Source organism: Aeromicrobium sp. CF3.5, from assembly GCF_051262695.1.
Taxonomy (GTDB): domain Bacteria; phylum Actinomycetota; class Actinomycetes; order Propionibacteriales; family Nocardioidaceae; genus Aeromicrobium.
Genome location: NZ_JBIMEZ010000008.1, coordinates 40,616 through 62,401 on the forward strand (window position 1 = coordinate 40,616; position 21,786 = coordinate 62,401).

Here is a 21,786-nt window from a genome sequence, read left to right on the forward strand (position 1 = left end):
CGACCTGCGCGGCCGAGGGTCACTGGGACGTGGTGTGTTCGCTCTCGCCCACCAACGAGATCAGTTCACGCTCGACCGTCCAGCCCAGCGACTCGTACAGGGCGCGCCCGTCGGCTGTCGCCGCCAGGATGCCTTGAGTCGCTCCAGCCTCGACGGCCCGAGCGGACAGCACGGTCATGACGTGGCGGCCGAGGCCGCGCCGACGATGTGACGGCAGTGTCTCGATCTCGTCGAACGTGGCCCAGCCGTCGTCGATCCCGAGAGTGCCCTCGGCCGCGACACGGTCGGAGTCGATGACGCGATAGATCAAGCGGGATCCCACGATCTCGATGTCGGTGTGCAGTCCCGGCGGCACTGCGGCAGTGGCCCGATCGGTGCTCAGGTGGGTGGTCATCAGCGTCTCGTCGTCCCGCGCGACGCGCACCCCTGCGCCCCACGCTGCCGCACGGCAGGCGGAGAGATCAGCTCCCACCACGGTGAGCATCGCCTCGGGATCGTCGGCGACGTGGGGGAGGAGCTCACGAACCACGTCGAGGGAGGGATCGGCGCAGATCAGCTCGGTGCGCCGGGAGAGCGAGTTGACGTGCACCAGCGGCCAGCCGTCAAGCGTCTCGACCCGCAGGCCCCGCAACCGGACCCATCCGGTGAGCCAGCGGTCCGCGACGAAGTCGCTGACCCGGTGAGCCACCGGATCACCCGTCGGGCTCAGCGGTACTCCGGGTTCTCGAAGTCGTACCGGGCGCCGTCCTCCCAGGCGGGCCGCACGTTGCCGTGGGCGGGGATGCCGCCGGCCCGCTGGAGCATCGCCGCCAGGTGCATGAGGTTCCACGTCATGAACGTGGTGTTCTTGTTGGTGAAGTCGTTCTCGGGGCCACCGGAGTCCTCGTCGAGGTACGACGGACCGGGGCCGACCTCGCCGATCCAGCCGGCGTCGGCCTGCGGCGGGATCGTGCACCCGAGGTGCTGGAGGCTGTACAGGATGTTCATGGTGCAGTGCTTGAGGCCGTCCTCGTTTCCGGTGATCAGCGACCCGCCGGCCGTGCCGTAGTACGAGGACTGTCCGTCGTCGTTGAGCTCGCCGGAGTTGCCGTAGAGGCGCTCGATGATCTTCTTGGTCATGCTGGAGTTGTCGCCGAGCCAGATCGGACCGCAGATGACGAGGATGTCGGCCGCCTTGACCCGCTCGTAGATGGCCGGCCACGCGTCGGACGACCACCCGTGCTCGGTCATGTCGGGGTAGATCCCCGTCGCGATGTCCTCGTCGATCGTGCGGATCACCTCGACATCGACTCCGTTGGTGCGCATGATGTGCGCGCTCGCCTCGATCAGACCATCGGTGTGGCTGCGCCCGGGGGAGCGCGTCAACGTGCCGTTGAAGTAGATCGCGGAGATGCCGGAGAAATCGAGAAAGGGATCGCTCATGCAGCGATCCTCACACGAGTTCGGTCAGGCGGCGGAGGTACCGGTGCCGAGAACGGCCGCGGCCTGCTGCTCGTGGGCCGCGGTGGCCAGCTTGTCGAGGGCGTGGGAGAAGACGTCGTCGCCCAGCTGGTCCTCCAGCATGTGCATGATGCCCGGATCGGACTCGAACTCTGCGGACCACTCGACGTAGCAGGTGGTGTCGCGGTCGACCGTGACCGAGATGGTGGCGCGGTGATCGGTGATCGGGAACGGCGGCTCGGGCATCGAGTACGTGAGGGTGTACGTCGCGTCATCGCGCTCGAGGACGGTGACGACGATGTCGGGGTCCGACTCCGGACCGCCTGCGTAGATGTTCAGGCGCGGGTGCCAACGGTCGAACTCCTGGATGAGGGTCCAGACCATGTCGGCGGGGGCGGCGACGAACGTACGACGAGCGATGCGAGGCAACGGAACTCCTTTGTGAGGGTGGTGCTCTCACCATCCAACCTGTTCGCCTGCTCAGATCCCGCATCTGAGAGGTGAGGTATTTGTCACGTTCAGCGGGTGCGGTTGGCTGACGGGAACGGCTGCAGCAGCTGGTCGACCGGCGCGAGGTCGTCGGTCAGGATCTGCGCATCGCCGACCCAGGCGTCGAGAGCCGCACCGTCCGCGACCGCCCAGGCGAGGTCCCGACCGTCGAAGGACTCCTGCACACGGGCGGCGTCGAGCGGGGCGTCCGACGCGACGACGACGAGATTTCCGCCATCTCCACGAGAATTGGCTCCACGGTCACTGTCGACGAGCCCGATGTCGGCCGGCTCGCCGGTGATGGCCACGTGGGCGAATCGCGACTGCAGGGTGGCGACCTCGGCGCGGGCGAAGTTCAGGTCGCCGTGGTCGATCAGGTTGGCCACGTACAGTCCGTCGTCGGTGAGCACGCGTCGGATGTCGTCGATCGCCTCGGTGGTCGTGAGGTGCCACGGGACGCTGACCCCACCGAAGGCATCGCCGATGACCAGGTTGCGACTGTCGGTGTCGAGGCGACGCAGGCCCAGGCGGCCGTCCTCGACGCGGACGTCGACGCCGGGTGTGTCATCGAGGCCCAGCTCGCGGCGGTCGATCCGGACCACGCCGGGGTCGATCTCCGAGACCAGGCTGCTGGTGCCGGGACGGTCCTCGGCGAGGTAGCGCGGGAAGGTCAGCCCCCCGCCGCCGAGGTGATAGGCCTGTAGCGGTTCGGAGCTGGGGTACGCGGTGTCCACCACGGAGGCGATGGCTTGCACGTACTCGAACTCAAGGTGGGTGGGGTCGGCCAGGTCGACGTACGAGTGGCGGAGGTTGTCCAGCACGAGGACGCGCGCGTCGGCGTTCTCGGCGTCGGTCTCGACGACCGCGCAGTGGTATCGCGTCTCGACGTCGCATGCGCCGGGAGCAGTCTGCGCGGCCAGCGTCGAGGCGAGGGTCACCGCCACGAGGGCGGCGGAGGCGCCGCGGCGTCGGGCCCCTGCGACGAGGAGCACGGCGGTGATCATGAGCACGATGCCCAGGCCGATCAGGATGGCGCTGACTGGGACCCGCGACACCAGGATGAACCCGGTCACGATGGTGCCGACGATCGCTCCGGCCGTGCTGATGCCGGACAGACGTCCCACCACCGCGCCGGTCTCGTCGAGCGTGGTGAGGCGCAGCTTGGTCACGATCGGTGTGACGGCCGACAGCAGCGCGCCGGGCACCAGGATGGTCGCGCCGGCGACCAGGATCAGCAGCGGCAGGGCCCACTCGCCGGTGCTGCGCACGATCGACGGAGTCACGGCGACGACGGCTCCGGAGATGCCGAGCAGGGGAGAGAGCAGGCGTTCGGGTGCGATCCGGTCGGCGACGATGCCGCCGTACCAGGAGCCGAAGGCGATGGCGGTCAGCGCGATGCCGATGACCAGGGTGCTGGTCTCCAGCGTCAGGCCTAGATACGGAGCGAGCAGCCGCAGAGCCACCAGCTCGACGACGAGGACCGCCGCCGACGATCCGAACACGAGTGCGGCGGCTGTTCTCTGACCCGGTTCCACCTCGACAGCGTACGGGCAGGCCCGGAAGGCTGGGACGTGTTGCTCGGAGACGTGGCCCAGTACCGTTGGCTGGTGCCCTCCCCGCCTCTTCTGCTGGTCGTGTTCGACCTCGCTGGAATCTTCGTGTTCGCCACGGCGGGCGCGCTGGTGGGCGTGCGCAAGGGCTTCGACTTGTTCGGGGTGCTGGTGCTGGCCGGCACGACCGGGCTGGGCGGAGGTTTCCTGCGCGACGTGCTGATCGACGCCGTGCCCCCGGCAGCCCTGGCGGACTGGCGCTACCTGGTGGTCCCCACCGCCGCAGGACTGATCACGTTCTGGTTCCACCCGTCGCTGGGGCGGCGCGAACGGGCCATCAAGATTCTCGACGCGTTCGGCCTGGCACTGTTCTGCGTGACCGGTGCGGTCAAGGCCACCGACTACGGGCTGGGCCCCATTCCGGCCGCGCTGATGGGCATGGTCACCGGAATCGGTGGCGGCATGGTGCGCGACCTGCTGACGCACCGGCCACCTGAGGTCTTCCATGCCGAGCTGTACGCGACTCCGGCGCTCGTCGGGGCGCTGATCGCGGCCCTGCTGCACATGAACGAGCAGCCGTTGTGGCTGACCGGTGTGGCCGGCGGAGGCGTGTGCCTGGCCTGGCGCCTGCTGGCCATCCGCCGCAACTGGCACGCACCTGTGCCGCGCAAGCGCGGGGACGCCGTCTGAGCTCGTCGTCTGGGCGTCAGGTGGTTGCGATGAAGTTCGCGACGGCTTGGCCGAGGTCGGTGCCTGCGTCTTCTTGCAGGAAGTGTCCGGCGCGCTCGATCGTCGGGTGATCGAGTCCCGCAGCACCGGGCACGAGCTTGCGCAGGATCGGGGCCATGGCGCCGGTGATGGGATCGCTGTCGCCGAAGGCGGTCAGGAAGGGCTTGTCCCACTGCTGCAGCACCTCCCACGCGGCCCGGTTGGCCTCGGTGGCCGGGTCGTCGGTCGTGTTGGGCACCAGGCCGGGCATCGCGCGCGGTCCGGCCTTGGACTCCTCGGTGGGGAACGGCGCGTCGTAGGCGGCGCGGACGTCGGCATCCATGCTGCGAGCACACCCCGAGGCCACCAGACGTCCCACGTCGAGCACCTGGGCGGTCTCGACAGCCTCGCGAAAGCTCCACCACACATCGGGCATGCGGAAGTCTCCGGTGGGCAGGCCGGTGTTGGCTGCGACCACGCGGGCGAATCGGTCGGGGTGCTCGGCCACGAGCCGCAGGCCGATCAGGCCGCCCCAGTCCTGACCGACCATCGTCACGTCGCGCAGGTCGAGGTGGTCGAAGGCCAGCTCACGCACCCATTCCACGTGGCGCGCGTAGCTGTGGTCCGCGATGGCCAGCGGTTTGTCCGAGCGCCCGAAACCGATCAGGTCCGGCGCGAGGCATCGCACCCCCGAGTCGACCAGCTCGCCGATGACGTCGCGGTACAGGAACGACCAGCTGGGCTCGCCGTGCAGGAGCAGCGCGACCGGGCCGTCGGCGGGCCCGGCGTCGAGGTAGGCCATGCGCACCTGGCCACCGTCCGGATCGGCCACCTCGGCGTAGGAGGGCTGCCAGACGAAGTCCGGCAGATCGGCGAAGCGCTCGTCGGGGGTGCGGTACAGATCCATGGTGGTTCCTTCGCTCGAGTGCGGGCAGACCTCGAAGGTATCCGGACCCGGCTCACCGAGGCAGCGAGATCTCGATGACGGAGTGCACGATGCGCACGGGGTACACCGACACCGGCGAGGTGGCCGGGGGACCTGTCGGAGCACCGGTGGTGAGATCGAAGCACGATCCATGCTGCCAGCACTCGATCAAACCATCGGCGACGTCGCCCGCGGACAACCGCACCTGCCCATGGCTGCACTCGTCCCGCAGTGCATGGACCGCATCGCCGGCGCGGACCAGGCAGACCGAGTGACCCGCCACATCGACATGGAGCGGTGCGTCGTGGACGAGGTCCTGGGTGGCAGCAGCCGCTCGCCAGATTCGGCGGTCGTCCGGGAGAGGCTGGTGCGCGGGTTCGGTCATGTTCGATGAGCCTCTCGCGTGCCGTCGCCCGGCACCACGGTCAGAGGACCCCAGGTCACGGGACCTCTGGCGGACCGGGGCCGATGGCGGTCCGCGGACGAGGTGAGAGCCGATGGTCCCGGTGATCGTGGGCCTTGGACCGTGTGCGGGGGCGCGCGCCGAGGTCATGATCGGAGTCAAACCTCTTGAGGAGACCTCATGTCCAAGCAGTCACGCCCCGTCGTCGTCGGTGTCGCCGACGACCAACCAGCGGTGCTCCAGTACGCCGCCATCGAGGCGGAGCGTCGTGGTCGGCCCTTGCGGATCGTGCACTGCTGGTCACTGCCAGCGCTGGGCGCCGAGTTCGTGGTGGCGCCCGACGCCTCCACGGCGATGCGGACCGATGCCGAACGGGTTCTCGACCAGGCCCGAACCGTCGTGACGCAGGCGGCGCCGACCGTGGAGTCCACCTACGTGGTCGAGTACGGGGGAGTGACAGCGATCCTGGCTGAAGAGGCACGAACCGGCTCGGAGCTGGTGATCGGTGCGGACGACATTCCGTGGTTCGAGCGGTTCCTCGACGGCGAGCTGTCCTCGCACCTCGCCCGAGTCGCGGCGTGTCCGGTCGCGGTTGTGCCGGAGGAGGTCTCGTCGGGCAGCGGCGACGGCGGGGTCGTCGTGGCGATCGACGGCAAGACGTCGGCCGTCGGTCCCCTGCGGTACGCCTTCGAGCAGGCCGACCTGCGCGAGGTAGAGCTGCACGTGATCTACGCGGCCCCCGCCGGAACCCTCGATGCCGACCTGGAGATGTACCGGGCCACCCAGGCCGAGGTCGTGGCCGGGTGGCAGGAGCAGTTTCCGGGCGTGCAGGTGTTGCGGTCCACGTCGTCGGGCGGAGCGACCGAAGCATGCATCGAGGCCACGGCGAGCGCCGCCGTCCTGATCCTGGGCCGCCCGCAGAGCCATTCACCCCTCGCGCTGATCCGCCCGGTTGCTCGTGCGGTGCTGCGCCGCGCGGAGTGCCCGGTCGTCGTCGTGCCGCTCGACTACGGCACTGCCGAGTACACCTCCGCCGAGCAGACATGACCTGGCGACCAGGGAAGGTGCGCGCACTGATGATGACGATTCCCGAGAGCGACGATCTCGACCTCCTGCAGGTCCAGCGACGAGCGAGGGCGGTATCTCGCTGGGAGAACGAGGGCGGCGGACTGACCGCCGTCCACCCCGAGGAGGAGGACACGTGTCGAACACATCGCTGACCGCGCTGGCGCACTGCATACCCTCGAGGCCCTCGAGGACACGGTCGTCCTGCTGACCGCTGTCACGCGGCGCCGCCCGACCACCCATGGGAAGACCTCAGGGACACCGGTGACGTCGTCGCGGTGAGACATGGTTGGGCGACCGGCACCCGAACGACCCTGGCTGAGTGATGCTGTGTGCGGCGAGCAAGCAGGTGAGACACAATTCCCTGATGAGCTCGCACAGCACCGCCGGGGACGTCATGATGCGTCGCCCGAGAACGCTGTCAGCCAACGCGTCGATCGGCGAGGCGCGCACCGTGCTGCGCGACGACCATCTGCACATGGTTCTGCTGACCGATGGCACGAAGCTCGTCGGGACCGTCACGCGATCGGACCTGCCAGAGCCTGCGGCGGTCGGGCTGGCGCTGCGGTGGGCGACGCTGGAGGGCCGGACCGTCGGGCCCGGCACATCGGTCGCCTCGATCGAGCAGATGCTCGTCGATCAGGGACGCCGCCGCCTGGCGGTGGTCGACGCTGACGGAGCGCTGCTCGGCCTGATGTGTCTCAAGCGCCGCGGCCGAGGATTCTGCTCCGACGACGACGTCGAGTCGCGACTGCGGGACTGTGTCGACGCGGAGCGCGGTCGGTGACGAGCTGACGTCTACGTACGACGCACCCGTCGACCGCCCAGGGAGCTGCGGCTGAGGTGAATTACCTCACCGCGCGGACCTCCGGCCCACGGTCGCAGCGCAGGTGTGACGATCACGTGATCGCGGAGGTCCGGGTCGGAAACTCGCTTCGTGCTGCCCTTGACCGTGACGTTCCACCCGGAGGGGGACACCTCGCTGTGGTGGTCGATCTCGAACGCCACCGCGCACCCTTCGCCCAAGGCGTGCAGGACGCTGGACGGGTCGGTCCGGAAGTAGATCTCGCCATCGACGACTGCAAAGTTCAGCGGCAGGAGCTGCAGGCCCTCGTCGTCGACGAAGGCGATGCGGCCCACGGTCGTGGTGGTCAGCAGGTCGAGGCACTCGTCCTCGGTGAGCACCGTGAAGTGACTGTTCGTCGTGACTGTGGTCGGCGTGGGAGAGGTCGGAACATGCTCGGTCATGGGACTCCTTCACGCAGGCGAGGGCCGAGTTGGCATCGGCCGCCTGCACCTGCAGACATCCAGTCTGGGGGTCGGAGCGTTGACACACCACGGCCAGAAGCCCTCGAAGGTGTGGACCTCTGCACCTGCTGGCGGGTGTCGGGCCCGGCGTCAGCGACTAGCCCACGACAGTGCCGAACGCTCGACCGATCGCGTAGGTCAGTCCGAGCCCGGCGGTTCCGCCGATCACGATGCGCGTGACCGCCACGCGCACGCTGCTGGCGCCGATCCGTGCGCTCAGCCATCCTGCGAGAGCCAGGCGGCGAGCACGATCATCACCGTCACGATGACGCTGGTCCGATGGCGCGAGGAGGATCGCAGCGCTCACGAAGGGTCCTCTGGTCTGCGGTGGGTGCGGACCGATGAGGCGACGTGCTCGATCCTGCAGCATGGTGGCCACCAGACGCAGGCCACGCCGGTCCGCGCGTGCGCCACGATCGAGCCAGGAGGACGGCAGGACCTTCAGCGCGGATCGAGGACTTTCGTCGTCATGAAACGATCGAGAACGGGTACACACTGGAGTGTTGGCATGAGGTGTCGACGAGGAGATCTTGATGACAATTCGCGTGTTCCTGCTCGACGATCACGAGATGGTCCGCATGGGCCTGCGCAAGCTGTTGGAGAGTGCCGGGGACATCGAGGTGGTGGGTGAGGCCGGAACGGCCGCATCGGCCATCGCCCGCATCCCGGCGCTGCGCCCCGACGTCGCGATGCTTGACGCCCGACTACCCGACGGCAGTGGTGTCGAGGTGTGCCGCCAGATCCGCTCGTCCGAGCCGTCCGTGCAGGCCATCATCCTGACGTCCTACGACGACGACGAGGCGCTGTTCGCCGCCATCATGGCGGGCGCCGCCGGCTACATCCTCAAGCAGGTGACGAGTCAGGACCTGCTGAGCGCCGTGCGGCACGTCGCTGCGGGCGGTTCTCTTCTCGATCCCGGTGTCACGGCCCGGGTCATGGAGCGACTGCGCGAGGGCGCGCCGGGGGAGCCGGAGGAGCTCAAGACCCTCACGCCCCAGGAGCGCCGCATCCTGGAGCTGGTGGCCGAGGGCATGACCAACAAGCAGATCGGCGAGAAGCTCTTCCTCGCCGAGAAGACGGTCAAGAACTACATGTCGAACGTGCTGGCCAAGCTGGGCCTGGTGAGCCGCACGCAAGCGGCCGTGTTCGCCACTCGTCTCCACTCCACCTGAGGTGACCAACGGCCCGCTCCTTCGGGTATGCGGACCGTTCCACCTCGGGTTCCTGATTGCTTTTCCGGCTGTCCTTTCCGACTGCTCCGCCCCGCTCAGTCTGGGTCAGGCCGGGACGGACCAGATCATCTGCGTGCCGCCGCCCGACGCGGGCAGCAGCTCGAACGAACCGCCGTGACCCTCGGCGCGGGCGCGCAGGTTGGCGAGTCCGCTGAGCCTGGGGCTTGCGCCCGGGCCGGTGCCGTCGTCGGTGACCTCGACCGTGACCTGCCCTGCGGCGGCCGAGATGACGAGATCCACCTTCTGGGCGTCGGCGTGTCGCTGCACGTTCGCGAGAGCTTCGGTCACGACTGCTGCCACGTCGTCGGTCAAGGTGGCGTCAGCCATGAGGTCGACAGGACCCAGGAATGTCACCCGGGGCCGTAGTCCGGTGGCTTCCTGGGTCTCGACGCGGTCGACGATCTCGAGCACGCGTGCCCGCAGGTTGACTGTCGTGACCTGGGAGTCGCGGTTGAGGGCGAAGATGCTCTGGCGGATCTGGGCGATCGACGCATCGATCTCTCGGATCTGACCGGTGACGTCCTCGGCTGCCTCGGCCGGAAGCTTCATCGCCACGGCCTGCAGGCTGAGACCCGTGGCGTAGAGACGCTGGATGACGTGGTCGTGCAGGTCGCGGGCGATGCGGCTGCGTTCCTCCAGGAGGGCCACGCGCTGACGAACCATGCGTGACTCGGCACGCTCGATCGACACGCTGACGTGGCTGGCGAACGAAGTGCCCATGTCGAGGTCTCGGACGCCGAAGACGGGGCTGCCGTGCAGCCGGGCCACGATGAGGACACCGCCGACACCGGACCCCATCGCAACCGGAATGGTCATGGCCGGCCCGAGCTCGGACCGCTGCGCGAAGCCGAAGTCCTGGGCGCACGTATCCGGGATCAGCACGGGTTGGCGGGTGCGGACCGCTTCGCCGGAAGCCGACCCGTCCACGGGAAAGGACATCGCGCCCATCTCCTCGGCACCCGCGCCGACGGCACGGTCGATGATGAGGTCCTCACCGCTGGAGCTGACACGGGCGATGGCCACGAGGGCGGCGTCGGCGAGATCCTTGACCCGGCCCATCAGGAAGCCGAGGTGCTCCTCGTCGTCGTCCTGGATCAGCAGACGGGCGGTCTCGGCGAGGGCTGAGGCCCAGTTCTCGCGGTACAGCGAGTCCTCGAACAGTCGGGCGTTGGCGATGGCGATGCCGGCCGTGGCGGCCAGGGACTGCGCGAGCTCTTCGTCGTCGGCGGTGAACTCGCCGTTGCGGCTGTCGGTCAGGTACAGGTTGCCGTACACCTGCTCGCGCACCCGGATGGGCACACCGAGGAAGCTGCGCATGGGCGGGTGGTCGGCCGGAAACCCGCTCGAACGTGCGTCGTCGGAGATCTCGGCCAGCCGGACCGGGCTCGGGTCGTCGATGAGGGCACCGAGCAGGCCCTTGCCCTGTGGCATCTCACCGACGAGGGCGATGGTGGCGTCGTCCATGCCCACGGTGATGAGCTGCTCCAAGGTGTTGTCGTCGGCGATGACGCCCATGGCGCCGTACTCGGCGTGCACGAGCTCGACGCCGATCTCGACGATCTTGCGCAGCACCGTCTCGAGGTCGAGGTTGCTCGTGAGGTCGTTGTTGACGCGGATCAGGTCGCGCAGCCGGTGGTGTGAGCGCTGCATGTGGTCGGCGCGCTCGACGAGCTGGGCGAGCACCTGGTCGAACTCGAAGTCTGGCCCCAGTGCAGAGGCCTGGGCTGGTGCGTGGTGTGGCATGTCACTCCCCGGCGGTGCCTAGAGCCGTCACACTACGCGCAGCGGGGGAGTTCGTTCGCAGTTAACCATCAGGCTGGAGTCGATCTCGAGACGGGACGTCCGGGCTCGCTCGTCAACGGGCCGCTGCGACAGGGCCAGACGGCACCGGGGCGCTGGACCGTGGACCGTGTTCATCGCGGTCGTGTGCGGACGACAGTGGAGGGAGCCCCGTACGCCACTCCAGGAGTCACCATGCAGTCATCCAACGTTCCGGTCGTCGGGGTCGAGAACTGGGCACCGTCGCCGTCGCCCCGCCGCCGGGGCGGTCGAATCGTGAGCGGTCCGACGAGCACGATCGACACGTTCACGCTGGCCGACGGCGCTGCGGCCACGGTGCGCCCCGTGGTGTCATCGGACAGGCCGGCGATGCAGGGCTGTTCGACTCGACCAGCGAGGAGCACCTGTACACCCGGTTCTTCACGCTCGGCCGGGGCATGGTGACCGGGCACCTCGATCACGTCTTCTCCGGGAGCTCCGACGTCACGGGCTACCTGCTGCAGGTCGGCGGTCGGGTGGCTGGCGCCTGGGACCTCGGGCTCGACGTGCTGCTGACGCCCGATCACGGTGACGTCTCCATCCGCATCAGCACCCAGCCGACCGCCGGCTGGGACGCAGCTCGAAAGGACAGGCAATGAGTCTTCTCAAGGTCCAGCAGTGGGTCCTGACCGCCGGCATCACCGCGGTGGTCCTCTTCCCGATCGGTGCGTTGATCGTGACCGCCGGGGGTCAGGACCGCAGCGGCGACCCCGGCAACGCCATCGCGCTCAGCGTGATGGCAGGAGTGATCGGCCTGCTGGCGTTCGCCGCGTGCCGACTCGTCCACCGGGCTCCGCCGATGTCGCCGTACCTCGCGCTGGGAGCGATCCCAGGGGCGGCTGCGGTCGTCTGGCTGCTGGTCCGCTGACGGGTCAGCGGTCCTGCATCATCCTTCCGTGGCTGGAGGAGTCCATCCAGTCCGGCATGGCGCCTGGACCGTCGAGGGCTGGGGTCGCCGAGGGCTCGATCGGCTCGTCGTCCGCGGTCAGCGTGACGAAGGTCGCGCCGATGGCGACACCCGCCGCGAACGCCAGCAGCACGAGGAGGCGCGTGCAATGGGGTGGGTCGTGGCGCGTTCGACCAGGAAGGAGGTCGTGCCTCGACTTTCCTCGGTTCACGGAGGTCCTACCAGGACCAGAAGGGCATGACGTGTGGGCCGGCCGGGTCGCCCTCAGGTGTTCTCCTGCGATCGCGGCTCGTTCTCGTCGGCCGTCGGCATGGTTGGCCTGCGCGTGCCACGGTGGACGTGACACAACAGAGCCCCCAACGATCTATCGAAGAGGAGTGCTCATGTCCACGATCACGACCCGCAACCCCGCCACGGGCGAGGACCTGAAGACCTACCAGCTGCACACCGATGCGGAGGCCCGGCAGGTCGTCGAGACCGCCGACGCCGCCTTCTACGACTGGCGACGCCTCCTCATCGAGGATCGGGCCGCTGCCGTGCGCCGCCTCGGGCAGGTGCTGCGCGACAACGAGCGCGAGCTCTGCGAGCTGATGACGGCCGAGATGGGCAAGCCGATCGCCCAGGGCGCGCCCGAGGTCCAGCTGTGCGCCGCCATCTGCGACTGGACCGCAGATCACGGGCCAGACCTCCTGCGCGATGAAGAGGTGCCCATGGAGGGTGGCCGCGCGGTGATCAGCCATCAGCCGATCGGTGTCGTCTACGGCATCCAGCCGTGGAACTTCCCCATGTACCAAGTCATTCGATTCAGCGTCTCGCAGCTGGTCGCCGGCAACACCGTGCTGCTCAAGCACGCCGAGTCGGTGTTCGGGATGGCGCTGCGGCTCGAGGAGCTCTATCAGGAGGCCGGCATCCCGGCCGACGCGTTCAAGGTCCTGCTGATCGACCACGACCAGTCCGACGACATCATCGCGATGCCTCAGGTGCGCGGCGTGACGCTCACGGGGTCCGACGGTGCTGGTCGGCACGTGGCCTCGAAGGCCAGCGAGCACCTCAAGAAGTCCGTCGTCGAGCTGGGGAGCAACGACTCCTACCTCGTCCTCTCGGACGCCGACGTGGAGCTGGCGGTGCAGACCAGCGTCCAGGGCCGCATCGCCAACAACGGCCAGACCTGCGTGGCGGCGAAGCGGTTCGTCGTCGCCAACGAGGTCTACGACCAGTTCAGGGATGCCTACGTCGAGGCGATGGGCGCCGTCGAGATGGGCGATCCCATGCAGGAGGGGTGCGCGCTCGGGCCGATGTCGCGCGTGCAGCTGCGTGATGAGCTGCACGATCAGGTCATCGCCTCGGTCGAGAAGGGCGCGAAGGTGTCGGTGGGCGGAGAGAAGCCGGACCGTGCTGGCGCCTGGTACCCCGCGACCGTGCTGGAGAACGTCGTGCCCGGCCAGCCGGCGTATGACGACGAGCTGTTCGGTCCTGTTGCCGCCCTGATCCGCGCGGACGACGACGACGATGCCAAGCGCATCGCCAACGACTCACGCTACGGACTCGGCGGCGGCATCTTCTCCCGCGACGTCGAGGCCGCGACGCAGTGGGCACTCACCGAGTTCGACACCGGCATGGTCAACGTCAACGGGTTCAGCCTGGCGCAGCCGCACCTGCCGTTCGGTGGCGTCAAGGACTCCGGATTCGGCCGTGAGCACGGCGAGCCCGGCATGAAGGAGTTCGTCAACATCAAGTCCGTGATGATCGCCGACGCCTGATCGCCGGCAGCTCATCCACGGAGAAGGCCCGGTCTGCACGCGCGGACCGGGCCTTCGCACGTGCGTCTACCGTGGCGCGCATGGTGCAAGAGCTCGCAGAACGTCCCCGTGTCATCGTCTTCGACGTCAACGAGACGTTGTCCGACATGTCCCCGCTGGCGGCGCGTCTCGAGGACGTGGGAGCTCCGCCTCACCTGGCGGCCACCTGGTTCGCCGGCGTCCTGCGCGACGGGTTCGCGCTGGCCGCTGCCGGGGCCGACCACCCGTTCGCCGAGATCGCCAGCGATGCGTTGTCCTCGCACCTGGGTGACCTCGACCTGTCGGTGGACACGCCATCGGCCGTCCGACACGTGATGGACGGCTTCGCTGGTCTCGACGTGCACCCCGACGTGCCCGAGGCGATTCGTGCGCTCGACGACCTCGGCATCCGTTTGGTCACGCTGAGCAACGGCGCGGCCTCGGTCGCTGCCGCCCTGCTGGATCGGGCCGGCGTCCGAGACCGCTTCGAGCAGCTGCTGAGCGTCGAGGACGCCGGCCGGTGGAAGCCGGCACGTGCCGCCTACTCGTACGCCCTGACCGTGTGCGAGGTCGAGGCGCACGAAGCCATGCTGGTGGCCGTCCACCCGTGGGACATCGACGGCGCGGCGAGGGCCGGGCTCTCGACCGCGTGGATCAACCGGACCGGACATCCCTACGCGGGCCACTTCACCGAGCCCGGGGCCACCGTGACCTCCTTGCATCAGCTGGTCGATCAGCTGAGGTAGACCCGCGCCCTCACCGTGCGCGGGCGTCGGCCCGTGCCTGGAGACGGCGGCGGTACTCGGCGGCAGGATGATCGTCGCGGACATGCTTCTGGCCCGGTCCGTACAGGCCCTCCCGCACCGTCGTGCCCTCGTCGTAGTCGTCCCAGTAGCGCCCACGGCGCTGCAGCTCGGGCACGACGTGCTCGATGAAGTCCTCGAACGTGCCTGGCGTGATGGCGTACGCCAGGTTGAACCCATCGATGTCGGCCTCGTCGATCCAGCGCTCCAGCTCGTCGGCGACCGTGGTGGGGGAGCCGACGATGGCCGGGCCCATGGCGCCGATCGTCAGGAACCGCACGACCTCGTTGGGTGTCCACGTCCGACTCGGGTCGGCCTTGGAGAAGATCTCCAGCGCGAACCGGGCGGAGTCGGTCTCGACATACTGCAACGGCTCGTCGGGGTCGAGGTTCGACAGGTCGATACCGGTGATGCCGGCGTAGAACGCCAGGGCGCCCTCGTAGTCGGAGTACTGCAGGTACTCCTCGTGCTTGGCGTTCGCCTCCTCGTCCGTGGCGGCGACGATGATGCAGATCTCGGTGAAGATCTTGACGCTCCGTGGATCGCGCCCGCTGTGCTCGGCGACCTTGCGGATGTCGTCCACGAAGCCGCGCAGCACCGACGTGGTCGGTGCTGCGGTGAACACCGCCTCGGCGTTCTTGGCGGCGAACTCACGGCCCTTGCTCGACGTGCCGGCCTGCCAGATCACCGGGGTGCGCTGCGGCGACGGTTCGTTCAGCCCCACGCCGGGCACGGAGAAGTACTCGCCCTCGTGCTCGATGGGGTGCACCTTGGCCGGATCGGCGTAGACCTGGTTCGCGCGGTCCTCGACGACGGCGTCCTCCTCCCACGATCCTTCCCATAGCTGGTAGCAGACGTCGATCGCCTCGGCGGCCCGGTCGTAGCGCTCGTCGTGGGACATCTGCCGGTCCATGCCCAGGTTGCGTGCCGCACCGTCGAGGTAGGACGTGACGATGTTCCAGGCGACACGGCCCTTGGTCAGGTGGTCCAGCGAGCTGAAGCGGCGCGCGAGGCTGTAGGGCTGCTCGTACGTGGTCGAGACGGTGATGCCGAACCCGAGGTTGTCAGTGGCCGCCGCCATGGCGCTGACCTGCATGGTCGGGTCCATGACCGGCACCTGCATCGCTCTGCGGACCGACGCGTCCGCGGACCCCTGGTAGGTGTCGTACACCCCCAGGACGTCGGCGATGAAGAGGTTGTCGAACTTGCCGCGCTCCAGCAGCGTCGCGAGGTCGACCCAGTAGTCGAGGTCCTTGTAGCGCGTGGACTGGTCGTCCGGATGCGTCCACAGGCCGGGCGACTGGTGCGTCACGCAGGTCATGTCGAAGGCATTGAAGCGGATACGTGAGTCAGGCACTGCGATCTCCTTGTGAGGTGGCGTACTCACCAGCCTCACACCCGGGCCGGTCGGCTTGGGCATCGTCCGACTCCTGAGACGATCGTGGATCGCGTGTCCCGTCCGGCGGGCGCCCGAGCGACTCAGTCGCAGCCGATCCCGTCACCGTCGCGGTCGAGGCGGAATGGATCGCCACCGGTGACCGTGACGGGCCCCGCGATGTCGGGGCAGCCCAGGTCGGGCCCGGCGGGCACGCAGGGTGAGTACTGGGCCATGCAGCCGCTGTCGGTTTCGGTGGCTGGTTCCGGTGCTGCCGCGAAAGGGACCGGAGCGGCGGTCTGGCCGCAGCCGGGCGTGGAGGCTGCAGCCAGCGCCTTGTCGAGTCGGGCCGCCAGGTCAGGGTTCTCAGAGCGGAACTGCTCGAGGTACCTCGCATCGCCCAGGCCGCTGCGTGCCAGCGCCACGTTCAGCGACTCGCCGTCGGCGTCGAGCACCTCGGCGACGCTGCGACCGTAGGTGTCGCTGGAGTACACGTCGGCGGTGAAGCCCGAGTCGAGGAAGGAGCGGCTGAACTGCGCCGCCTCAGGGCCGCACGGCTCGCTCAGTTCAGGCGCGTTGACCTGACCGAGCCGGTACTCGACGCCGTCCGAGGCCACCCAGGAGTCGCCGTCCTTCTGTTCGGCGATGAACAGCAGGTCAGCAGCCTCGCGCTCGGTCGGGGTCGGCGTGGGGGAAGTCGTCTCCGGCTCGGTCGTCGAGGCCGGAGCGGGATCCGCCACCGGCGTCATCTCGGCCGCGGTCGGCTCCTCGGGGTCGTCGACGGCCGTGCTGATGGCGCCGCCGACGAGAACGACCCCGAGCACCCAGCCCAGCATGCGCTTCATGGAGTGAGGGTGACATCTCGGCGGCCCTTGCGCAGCAGAATCGTTCGATCAGTCGTGACGTCGGCACCGACCGGTGAAGACGGTGTCGAGCACCGGCCGGAGCACGGCTTTGACGTCGTGGGCGTGGCCGTCACTCACCGACATCTCGAGACCGAGGCCGATCGTGACCGCCAGCAGCCGGACGGCCGCGGCGGCCTCGTCGACCTCGGGGGAGACCTCACCGCAGGCCTTCGCGTTGTGGATTCCTCTCGCGATCCGGTCACGCAGACGCGCGGACACGGCCTGCGCCACCTGGGCGAGGGTGGTGTCGTGCGGCGCCTCTGACAGCAGGCTGCGATGGACCGCTGCCTCGTGTCGCCGACGGTCGCGGTCGTCGCGGGGTGCTGCCTGGGGCCTGGGTGGGACGCTCGTCCTCGCTGGAGCAGCGGTCTACCTGCTGGCTGTCATGCTGCCGGGTCTGGCCGGACTGCCTCTCCGACGGCTGCCGCTGTGGGCTCCCGACGTGGGGTGGCTGGCCATTGCCGGCGTGACGACGGCCGTCGTCGCGGCACTGCTTCGGGTGGTGGTCGCGATCCGTGAGAGGCGGCCGGCTGCGGGGAGCTGACGGCAAGTGCGGGGTCGTCGTTTGAACAGCGACCCGGCGGGTACGAGATGTCGACCGAGGCCGACCGGCCTGAGGCGGCACCAAGGAGCACATCATGGCGAAGCACACCGAGCACTCGAGCGATTCGACGCCAGTCGAACCCACCGCGGGAACAGATCAGCGCCACCCGAACGACCGCCATGATGGCGTGGTGGGCGCGCACGACACCCGCGCACGGGACAAGTTCGGCGGCCTGAACATCGGAGCTGCGTTCTTCGGCTGGATCGTCGCGATCGGTGTGACTGCGCTGCTGGTCGGCATCGTGGGCGCGATCCTGGCCGGGGTGGGGTCCTCGATCGAGGTCACCCAGTCCGACGCCGAGCGCCAAGCGGGAACCATCGGCGTCGCCACGGCCATCGTGTTCCTCGTGATCCTCGCACTCGCCTACCTTGCCGGTGGTTACGTCGCGGGCCGCATGTCCCGGTTCGACGGCGCGCGCCAAGGCCTCGGGGTGTGGATCATCGGTCTCGTCGTGACGATCATCGCCATCGCGCTCGGCGCGATCTTCGGCTCGAAGTACAACGTGCTGGACCGGGTCAACCTCCCACGGATCCCGATCTCGACCGACCAGCTGAGCTGGGGCGCTGTGATCGCTGCTGTCGTCGTCCTCGCGGCAACGCTGCTGTTCGCCATCCTCGGGGGGATCCTCGGCCACCGTTACCACAACCGGGTGGACCGGGCTGTCCGCCGCTGACCCGATCGGGCGGGCGACGCGTGGTCCAGTTCCCGTGAAGATGCATGTCGCAGACACCATGGCATGCTGGGACGACAGCGTCGCCCGGTCCCCGCGGCTCCAGAAGCGAGTGTGCGAGGGAGACCGATGAGATCACAACCGATCCGTGCGCGAGATGTCGAGCACGGCAGCTTCCGTGCGGTGTGGTGGCGAGCCGGGGCTCCGCGCGATCTGGTGAGGGCCCGATGACGACCGACGAACGACCGGCCGAGATCCTGCACGATCGTGTCGCGGACACGATCGATGACATCAAGCCGCATCTGCGTGGATGGTTGCATGCCGGGGCGGCGCCGGTGGCCTTCATGTCCCTGCTGGTGATGCTGGTGCTGGCCGGTGACACCCGCAGCCGCATCGCCGTCGCCGTCTTCATGAGCAGCGCGGTACTGCTGTTCTCGATCAGTGCGACCTACCACCTCGGCACGTGGTCGCCACAGCGCGCACAGATGTTGCGACGCATGGACCACGCCACGATCTTCGTGCTGATCGCCGGGTCGAGCACTCCGTTCGCGATGCTGCTCCTCACCGACCGCAACGCCGCCATCCTGCTCACGATCATGTGGATCGGGGCGCTGGCGGGCGTCGTCTCCAAGGTGATCTTGCCGTTCTCGCCACGCTGGCTCCAGGTCCCGCTCTACTTCCTGCTGGGGTGGGCCCCGGTTGCCTTCGCCGAGGACTTCATCGGGCCGGGCGTGTCGGCTCCCTTGGTCCTGCTGGCCGTCGGCGGAGTCCTGTACTCGATCGGCGCGGTCGTCTACGCGATGAGGAGACCGGATCCGTCGCCGGTCTACTTCGGTTTTCACGAGGTGTTCCACGGGCTGACCGTCGCAGCATTCCTCGTCCACTACGTGGGTATCAGCCTGCTGGTCTATTCGCAGGTGTGAGCGGCCGGTCGTGCCCGGCAACGCCGGTCCCGCTGATGTGTCGAACCCGTTCAGGCGGGTACATCTCAGCCACGGCACCGTCCGGTGTCACCGCACGCCGACGAACGGAGCCCTCATGACCTCCTTGTGGCGAGATGACGCCGCCCCCATCTCCACCGACTCCCTGGACGGGGTCCTGGCCTACGACGACATCGTGGTCGGGGCCGGACTGACCGGTCTGACGACGGCCCTGATGCTGGCACGTGCCGGACGTGCCGTGCTCGTCCTCGAAGCCAAGACCGTCGGAGCGGTCGCCACCGGCAACACGACGGCGAAGCTCAGCATGCTGCAGGGCACCCAGCTCTCCACCCTGCGCCGACACCACTCGCGCAGCGTCGCGCAGGCCTACGTCGATGGCAACAGCGAGGGCCAGCAGTGGCTCTTGCGGTACTGCGCCGAGCACGAGGTCGTCGTGCAACGGCGTGACGCCGTGACCTACGCCAACGGACGCACCGGTATCGCGCTGGCGCGGGCCGAGCTGAAGGCGCTGCGAGCCGCCGGTCTCGCAGCAGAGTGGGTCGACGACCTCGACGAGCTTCCCTTCGAGACCCAGGGCGGGGTCCGACTCGCCGATCAGGCCCAGTTCGACCCCATGGACGTCCTCGCTGCCCTCGCACGCGATCTGCGCGCCCACGGCGGCGTGATCCACGAGGGTCTGCGCGTGACGGGGGTCTCCGCAGGCTCGCCGTGCGAGGTCCAGACCGAGTTCTCGACGTTTCAGGCCGACCGAGTCGTGATCGCCACCGGTTCGCCCATCCTCGACCGCGGCCTCGCCTTCGCCAAGACGACCCCGAAGCGGTCCTACTGCGTGGCCTTCGAGGGTGTCGATCCCATGCCCGAGGCCATGTATCTCGCGGCCGATCCGCCGAGCCGTTCCCTGCGCACCGCGCCGCGTCCCGACGGCACGTCGCTGTTCATCGTGGGCGGCGCCGGTCACGGCGTGGGCCGCGCCCGATCACCGCGTCAGCACGTCGACCAGCTGCGGGAGTGGACTGCCGAACACTTTTCGACCGCCCACGAGACGCACTGGTGGTCGGCCCAGGACTACTCACCGATCGACCACCTGCCGTTGGTGGGAGCCATGCCGCGAGGTGGTCAGAAGATCTTCGTGGCGACGGGCTTCGACAAGTGGGGCATGACCAACGCGGTCGCCGCCGCGCTCACCCTGTCCGCCACGCTGCTGGGAGGCAGCATGCCGTGGGCAGCGCGGCTCGCCCGACGGAAGTTCGACCCGCTCGCCCTGGCCAAGGGAGCGCAGGCGAACGCCGAGGTCGGATCCCTGATGGGCGCTGGCCAGATCGGCGCCCAGCTGCGCTCCGCGACAGGCATCGTCCCGTCCGAGGGGCAGGGTCAGGTGGGCCGGGGCCGCGGCGTGAAGCCGACGGCGGTCTCGACGGTCGACGGCACCACGTGCGCCGTGAGCGCCTTGTGCAGCCACCTGGGAGGGGTCGTGACGTGGAACGACGCCGAGAAGTCGTGGGACTGCCCCCTGCACGGGTCACGCTTCGCCCCAGACGGCACGGTGCTCGAGGGCCCGGCAACGGCGCCGCTGGCTCCCCGCGCCTGAGCGGGGGCTGGTCACGGTCCGGCGGCATCACGGCCGCCGGACCGTGACGCACTCGGCCGCAGAGGTCAGTCCTGGGTGCGCTCGGCCTTCTTGGCCTCGGTGAGATCTTCGAGCACCTCGGCATCGGCTCGAGCCTCGGCTGCCGCCTCCTTGGTCTCGCGGGCGGCAGCGAGGTCGGTCGTCGCCTCGTCGCGAGCGGCCTTCTTCTTCGCCTCGGCCTGGTCGGCCACCGCCTTCTTGCGTCGCTCGACCGTCTTGGTGCGGTCCTCGGCGGCGTCGGCTGCGGCCTTCTTCTTGGCGGCCGCAGTCTTCTTGGCGTTCGTGGTCGCCTGCTTCTTGCCCGTGGCCTCGGCCTTCTTCGCCTCGGCGGCGCGCTTCGTGGCCCGCTCGGAGGCGGCCCGACGCTTCTCGGCCGCCTCGCGACGGCCGGCTTCGGCTTCCTCCTTGGCAGCCTGACGCTTGGCCTCGGCCTCCGCCTCCAGGAGGGCAGCCTCGGCCAGCGCCGCAGCGCGGCCGATCCGCTCCGTGCCACGTTCGGCGATCGAGCCGTTGCGCAGCAGCGTCCCGGCCACCTGGTCGACGGTCCCGACGGCGCGGTCGAGGGCCGCGCGGGCCAGCGAGGTGTCGGAGAGACGTCGGGACAACCCGCGATCAACGGCGGTGAGCGGCAGCCTGGCTGCTTCGTAGGGGAGGGCGATCAGGGTGCTGAGGGTGCTCATGCGTCGTGCTCCTTGTCGTGGGCGGCGGTCTGGTTCCGCAGGTGCGTGGCTCGTTGCTCGGCGGTCGCGGCCTCGCGCGCGAGGCGCGTGGCGTCGGCAGCAGCGTCCTTCTCGGTGGTGGCGGCGTCCTCGGTCAGGGCCTCGGCCTCCTCGCGCCCGGACTCGGCGACGTCGTCGGCTCGCTGCTCGGCGGCTCGGCGCTCGACGGCCTCCTGCTGGGCGGCGTCCCGCTCGGCGTCCTCGTACTGCTCGGCGCGTTGCTGGTCCACCGCACGCTGGGCCATGTCGGCCTTGTCGTCGGCGGACTCCTTCTCGGCGGCAGCCTCCTGGTTGGTCTCGCGCAGGTCACGGGCGGCTTCGGCTTTCTTGGCGTCAGCGACGGCCTCGTCGGTGGCCGCGGACTTGCGGGCCTGGGCCTCTGCCTGCTGGAGCTGTCCCTCCTTGGCGAGGTCGTCGTTGCCGGTGACGGCACTGGCGACTTCCTTCGCCTTGCCGGCGACGTTGTCCAGCAGTCCCTTGCGGGCCTGTGCTGCGGTGTCTTCGCTGTCATGGGTCATG

Annotated in this window: 26 protein-coding genes and 1 pseudogene; 12 read left to right on the forward strand and 15 right to left on the reverse strand. The window is 69.0% G+C overall.

What is annotated here, in order from left to right; translation table 11 throughout:
• Positions 1 to 19 precede the first annotated feature (19 nt).
• The 4 genes from ACHAA3_RS14100 to ACHAA3_RS14115 all read right to left on the reverse strand — a co-directional run bounded on the left by ACHAA3_RS14100 (position 20) and on the right by ACHAA3_RS14115 (position 3,464).
• Entirely contained in the window at positions 20 to 688 is a 669-nt protein-coding gene (locus tag ACHAA3_RS14100; RefSeq protein WP_435709669.1) for a GNAT family N-acetyltransferase, read from the reverse strand.
• 17 nt (positions 689 to 705) lie between these two features.
• The gene (locus ACHAA3_RS14105; RefSeq protein ID WP_435709670.1) at positions 706 to 1,422 is read right to left on the reverse strand and encodes a flavodoxin family protein; all 717 of its coding nucleotides are present in this window, start codon (positions 1,420 to 1,422) and stop codon (positions 706 to 708) included.
• Positions 1,423 to 1,446: 24 nt separating this feature from the next.
• A complete protein-coding gene (locus ACHAA3_RS14110) occupies positions 1,447 to 1,869 on the reverse strand; it encodes an SRPBCC family protein (protein WP_435709671.1) in 423 nt (140 codons plus the stop codon).
• 89 nt (positions 1,870 to 1,958) lie between these two features.
• Positions 1,959 to 3,464 (reverse strand): fused MFS/spermidine synthase, encoded by a 1,506-nt coding sequence (locus ACHAA3_RS14115; RefSeq protein WP_435709672.1) that lies wholly within the window; start codon positions 3,462 to 3,464, stop codon positions 1,959 to 1,961.
• A 72-nt stretch (positions 3,465 to 3,536) separates the two neighbouring features.
• On the opposite strand from ACHAA3_RS14115, the gene ACHAA3_RS14120 reads away from it, so the two are divergent.
• Positions 3,537 to 4,169 carry a trimeric intracellular cation channel family protein gene (locus tag ACHAA3_RS14120; RefSeq protein WP_435709673.1) on the forward strand — a complete coding sequence of 211 codons (633 nt, stop codon included), beginning with the start codon at positions 3,537 to 3,539 and terminating at the stop codon, positions 4,167 to 4,169.
• Positions 4,170 to 4,185: 16 nt separating this feature from the next.
• Here ACHAA3_RS14120 and ACHAA3_RS14125 read toward each other — a convergent pair whose 3' ends face one another.
• Positions 4,186 to 5,094 (reverse strand): haloalkane dehalogenase, encoded by a 909-nt coding sequence (locus ACHAA3_RS14125; RefSeq protein ID WP_435709674.1) that lies wholly within the window; start codon positions 5,092 to 5,094, stop codon positions 4,186 to 4,188.
• Between the two features lie 52 nt (positions 5,095 to 5,146).
• Positions 5,147 to 5,497, reverse strand: a complete 351-nt coding sequence (locus tag ACHAA3_RS14130; protein ID WP_435709675.1) for a non-heme iron oxygenase ferredoxin subunit — start codon at positions 5,495 to 5,497, stop codon at positions 5,147 to 5,149.
• A 198-nt stretch (positions 5,498 to 5,695) separates the two neighbouring features.
• On the opposite strand from ACHAA3_RS14130, the gene ACHAA3_RS14135 reads away from it, so the two are divergent.
• The 3 genes from ACHAA3_RS14135 (at position 5,696) to ACHAA3_RS14145 (ending at position 7,367) form a co-directional block, all read left to right on the forward strand.
• Positions 5,696 to 6,562 carry a universal stress protein gene (locus tag ACHAA3_RS14135; protein ID WP_435709676.1) on the forward strand — a complete coding sequence of 289 codons (867 nt, stop codon included), beginning with the start codon at positions 5,696 to 5,698 and terminating at the stop codon, positions 6,560 to 6,562.
• Positions 6,559 to 6,735 (forward strand): hypothetical protein, encoded by a 177-nt coding sequence (locus tag ACHAA3_RS14140; protein ID WP_435709677.1) that lies wholly within the window; start codon positions 6,559 to 6,561, stop codon positions 6,733 to 6,735. Before ACHAA3_RS14135 ends, ACHAA3_RS14140 begins: the two co-directional genes overlap by 4 nt.
• A gap of 212 nt (positions 6,736 to 6,947) precedes the next feature.
• The gene (locus tag ACHAA3_RS14145) at positions 6,948 to 7,367 is read left to right on the forward strand and encodes a CBS domain-containing protein (protein ID WP_435709678.1); all 420 of its coding nucleotides are present in this window, start codon (positions 6,948 to 6,950) and stop codon (positions 7,365 to 7,367) included.
• A gap of 11 nt (positions 7,368 to 7,378) precedes the next feature.
• Here the strand turns inward: ACHAA3_RS14145 and ACHAA3_RS14150 are convergent, their stop codons facing one another.
• Positions 7,379 to 7,828 (reverse strand): pyridoxamine 5'-phosphate oxidase family protein, encoded by a 450-nt coding sequence (locus ACHAA3_RS14150; RefSeq protein WP_435709679.1) that lies wholly within the window; start codon positions 7,826 to 7,828, stop codon positions 7,379 to 7,381.
• Between the two features lie 157 nt (positions 7,829 to 7,985).
• A complete protein-coding gene (locus ACHAA3_RS14155; RefSeq protein WP_435709680.1) occupies positions 7,986 to 8,195 on the reverse strand; it encodes a hypothetical protein in 210 nt (69 codons plus the stop codon).
• Positions 8,196 to 8,421: 226 nt separating this feature from the next.
• Here ACHAA3_RS14155 and ACHAA3_RS14160 point away from each other — a divergent pair, with 226 nt between their 5' ends.
• Complete coding sequence (locus ACHAA3_RS14160) at positions 8,422 to 9,060, forward strand: response regulator (protein WP_435709681.1); 639 nt, start codon at positions 8,422 to 8,424, stop codon at positions 9,058 to 9,060.
• Positions 9,061 to 9,165: 105 nt separating this feature from the next.
• Here ACHAA3_RS14160 and ACHAA3_RS14165 read toward each other — a convergent pair whose 3' ends face one another.
• A complete protein-coding gene (locus ACHAA3_RS14165; protein WP_435709682.1) occupies positions 9,166 to 10,863 on the reverse strand; it encodes a sensor histidine kinase in 1,698 nt (565 codons plus the stop codon).
• 473 nt (positions 10,864 to 11,336) lie between these two features.
• Between ACHAA3_RS14165 and ACHAA3_RS14170 the strand changes: the two genes are divergently transcribed.
• Together ACHAA3_RS14170 and ACHAA3_RS14175 are read left to right on the forward strand one after the other, a co-directional pair.
• Positions 11,337 to 11,537 (forward strand): hypothetical protein, encoded by a 201-nt coding sequence (locus ACHAA3_RS14170; RefSeq protein ID WP_435709683.1) that lies wholly within the window; start codon positions 11,337 to 11,339, stop codon positions 11,535 to 11,537.
• The gene (locus tag ACHAA3_RS14175) at positions 11,534 to 11,806 is read left to right on the forward strand and encodes a hypothetical protein (RefSeq protein ID WP_435709684.1); all 273 of its coding nucleotides are present in this window, start codon (positions 11,534 to 11,536) and stop codon (positions 11,804 to 11,806) included. The genes ACHAA3_RS14170 and ACHAA3_RS14175 overlap by 4 nt, the downstream gene beginning before the upstream one ends.
• A gap of 4 nt (positions 11,807 to 11,810) precedes the next feature.
• Here ACHAA3_RS14175 and ACHAA3_RS14180 read toward each other — a convergent pair whose 3' ends face one another.
• Positions 11,811 to 11,978 (reverse strand): hypothetical protein, encoded by a 168-nt coding sequence (locus ACHAA3_RS14180; protein WP_435709685.1) that lies wholly within the window; start codon positions 11,976 to 11,978, stop codon positions 11,811 to 11,813.
• 250 nt (positions 11,979 to 12,228) lie between these two features.
• Between ACHAA3_RS14180 and ACHAA3_RS14185 the strand changes: the two genes are divergently transcribed.
• Both ACHAA3_RS14185 and ACHAA3_RS14190 read left to right on the forward strand, forming a co-directional pair.
• Complete coding sequence (locus tag ACHAA3_RS14185) at positions 12,229 to 13,605, forward strand: NAD-dependent succinate-semialdehyde dehydrogenase (protein WP_435709686.1); 1,377 nt, start codon at positions 12,229 to 12,231, stop codon at positions 13,603 to 13,605.
• Positions 13,606 to 13,685: 80 nt separating this feature from the next.
• Positions 13,686 to 14,369 carry a haloacid dehalogenase type II gene (locus ACHAA3_RS14190; protein WP_435709687.1) on the forward strand — a complete coding sequence of 228 codons (684 nt, stop codon included), beginning with the start codon at positions 13,686 to 13,688 and terminating at the stop codon, positions 14,367 to 14,369.
• 10 nt (positions 14,370 to 14,379) lie between these two features.
• Here ACHAA3_RS14190 and ACHAA3_RS14195 read toward each other — a convergent pair whose 3' ends face one another.
• From ACHAA3_RS14195 to ACHAA3_RS14205, 3 genes and pseudogenes are all read right to left on the reverse strand, one after another.
• Positions 14,380 to 15,783, reverse strand: coding sequence for an LLM class flavin-dependent oxidoreductase (locus tag ACHAA3_RS14195; protein ID WP_435709688.1), 1,404 nt, complete (start codon positions 15,781 to 15,783; stop codon positions 14,380 to 14,382).
• A gap of 122 nt (positions 15,784 to 15,905) precedes the next feature.
• Positions 15,906 to 16,646: a thermonuclease family protein gene (locus ACHAA3_RS14200; RefSeq protein ID WP_435709689.1), complete on the reverse strand. Its 741-nt coding sequence runs from the start codon at positions 16,644 to 16,646 to the stop codon at positions 15,906 to 15,908.
• Between the two features lie 48 nt (positions 16,647 to 16,694).
• Positions 16,695 to 17,006 (reverse strand): annotated as a pseudogene (locus ACHAA3_RS14205) (TetR family transcriptional regulator C-terminal domain-containing protein); the annotation flags it as partial.
• 338 nt (positions 17,007 to 17,344) lie between these two features.
• Between ACHAA3_RS14205 and ACHAA3_RS14210 the strand changes: the two are divergent.
• The 3 genes from ACHAA3_RS14210 to ACHAA3_RS14220 all read left to right on the forward strand — a co-directional run bounded on the left by ACHAA3_RS14210 (position 17,345) and on the right by ACHAA3_RS14220 (position 20,509).
• Complete coding sequence (locus ACHAA3_RS14210) at positions 17,345 to 17,983, forward strand: hypothetical protein (protein ID WP_435709690.1); 639 nt, start codon at positions 17,345 to 17,347, stop codon at positions 17,981 to 17,983.
• 224 nt (positions 17,984 to 18,207) lie between these two features.
• Positions 18,208 to 18,903: a PAQR family membrane homeostasis protein TrhA gene (trhA, locus tag ACHAA3_RS14215; protein WP_435709691.1), complete on the forward strand. Its 696-nt coding sequence runs from the start codon at positions 18,208 to 18,210 to the stop codon at positions 18,901 to 18,903.
• A gap of 115 nt (positions 18,904 to 19,018) precedes the next feature.
• Positions 19,019 to 20,509 carry an FAD-dependent oxidoreductase gene (locus ACHAA3_RS14220; RefSeq protein ID WP_435709692.1) on the forward strand — a complete coding sequence of 497 codons (1,491 nt, stop codon included), beginning with the start codon at positions 19,019 to 19,021 and terminating at the stop codon, positions 20,507 to 20,509.
• 65 nt (positions 20,510 to 20,574) lie between these two features.
• Here ACHAA3_RS14220 and ACHAA3_RS14225 read toward each other — a convergent pair whose 3' ends face one another.
• The gene (locus ACHAA3_RS14225) at positions 20,575 to 21,228 is read right to left on the reverse strand and encodes a hypothetical protein (protein ID WP_435709693.1); all 654 of its coding nucleotides are present in this window, start codon (positions 21,226 to 21,228) and stop codon (positions 20,575 to 20,577) included.
• The gene (locus tag ACHAA3_RS14230) at positions 21,225 to 21,785 is read right to left on the reverse strand and encodes a hypothetical protein (protein WP_435709694.1); all 561 of its coding nucleotides are present in this window, start codon (positions 21,783 to 21,785) and stop codon (positions 21,225 to 21,227) included. Before ACHAA3_RS14230 ends, ACHAA3_RS14225 begins: the two co-directional genes overlap by 4 nt.
• Position 21,786 lies beyond the last annotated feature (1 nt).

What these genes read in the sequence shown, in the direction of transcription:
- ACHAA3_RS14150 (WP_435709679.1), bottom strand. Translation starts at nt 7,828, where the DNA reads ATGACCGAGCATGTTCCGACCTCTCCCACGCCGACCACAGTCACGACG.
- ACHAA3_RS14105 (WP_435709670.1), bottom strand. Translation starts at nt 1,422, where the DNA reads ATGAGCGATCCCTTTCTCGATTTCTCCGGCATCTCCGCGATCTACTTC.
- ACHAA3_RS14130 (WP_435709675.1), bottom strand. Translation starts at nt 5,497, where the DNA reads ATGACCGAACCCGCGCACCAGCCTCTCCCGGACGACCGCCGAATCTGG.
- ACHAA3_RS14200 (WP_435709689.1), bottom strand. Translation starts at nt 16,646, where the DNA reads ATGAAGCGCATGCTGGGCTGGGTGCTCGGGGTCGTTCTCGTCGGCGGC.
- trhA (WP_435709691.1), top strand. Translation starts at nt 18,208, where the DNA reads ATGACGACCGACGAACGACCGGCCGAGATCCTGCACGATCGTGTCGCG.
- ACHAA3_RS14170 (WP_435709683.1), top strand. Translation starts at nt 11,337, where the DNA reads ATGGTGACCGGGCACCTCGATCACGTCTTCTCCGGGAGCTCCGACGTC.
- ACHAA3_RS14185 (WP_435709686.1), top strand. Translation starts at nt 12,229, where the DNA reads ATGTCCACGATCACGACCCGCAACCCCGCCACGGGCGAGGACCTGAAG.
- ACHAA3_RS14190 (WP_435709687.1), top strand. Translation starts at nt 13,686, where the DNA reads ATGGTGCAAGAGCTCGCAGAACGTCCCCGTGTCATCGTCTTCGACGTC.
- ACHAA3_RS14230 (WP_435709694.1), bottom strand. Translation starts at nt 21,785, where the DNA reads ATGACCCATGACAGCGAAGACACCGCAGCACAGGCCCGCAAGGGACTG.
- ACHAA3_RS14160 (WP_435709681.1), top strand. Translation starts at nt 8,422, where the DNA reads ATGACAATTCGCGTGTTCCTGCTCGACGATCACGAGATGGTCCGCATG.
- ACHAA3_RS14210 (WP_435709690.1), top strand. Translation starts at nt 17,345, where the DNA reads ATGGCGAAGCACACCGAGCACTCGAGCGATTCGACGCCAGTCGAACCC.
- ACHAA3_RS14175 (WP_435709684.1), top strand. Translation starts at nt 11,534, where the DNA reads ATGAGTCTTCTCAAGGTCCAGCAGTGGGTCCTGACCGCCGGCATCACC.
- ACHAA3_RS14135 (WP_435709676.1), top strand. Translation starts at nt 5,696, where the DNA reads ATGTCCAAGCAGTCACGCCCCGTCGTCGTCGGTGTCGCCGACGACCAA.
- ACHAA3_RS14165 (WP_435709682.1), bottom strand. Translation starts at nt 10,863, where the DNA reads ATGCCACACCACGCACCAGCCCAGGCCTCTGCACTGGGGCCAGACTTC.
- ACHAA3_RS14220 (WP_435709692.1), top strand. Translation starts at nt 19,019, where the DNA reads ATGACCTCCTTGTGGCGAGATGACGCCGCCCCCATCTCCACCGACTCC.
- ACHAA3_RS14125 (WP_435709674.1), bottom strand. Translation starts at nt 5,094, where the DNA reads ATGGATCTGTACCGCACCCCCGACGAGCGCTTCGCCGATCTGCCGGAC.
- ACHAA3_RS14225 (WP_435709693.1), bottom strand. Translation starts at nt 21,228, where the DNA reads ATGAGCACCCTCAGCACCCTGATCGCCCTCCCCTACGAAGCAGCCAGG.
- ACHAA3_RS14140 (WP_435709677.1), top strand. Translation starts at nt 6,559, where the DNA reads ATGACCTGGCGACCAGGGAAGGTGCGCGCACTGATGATGACGATTCCC.
- ACHAA3_RS14145 (WP_435709678.1), top strand. Translation starts at nt 6,948, where the DNA reads ATGAGCTCGCACAGCACCGCCGGGGACGTCATGATGCGTCGCCCGAGA.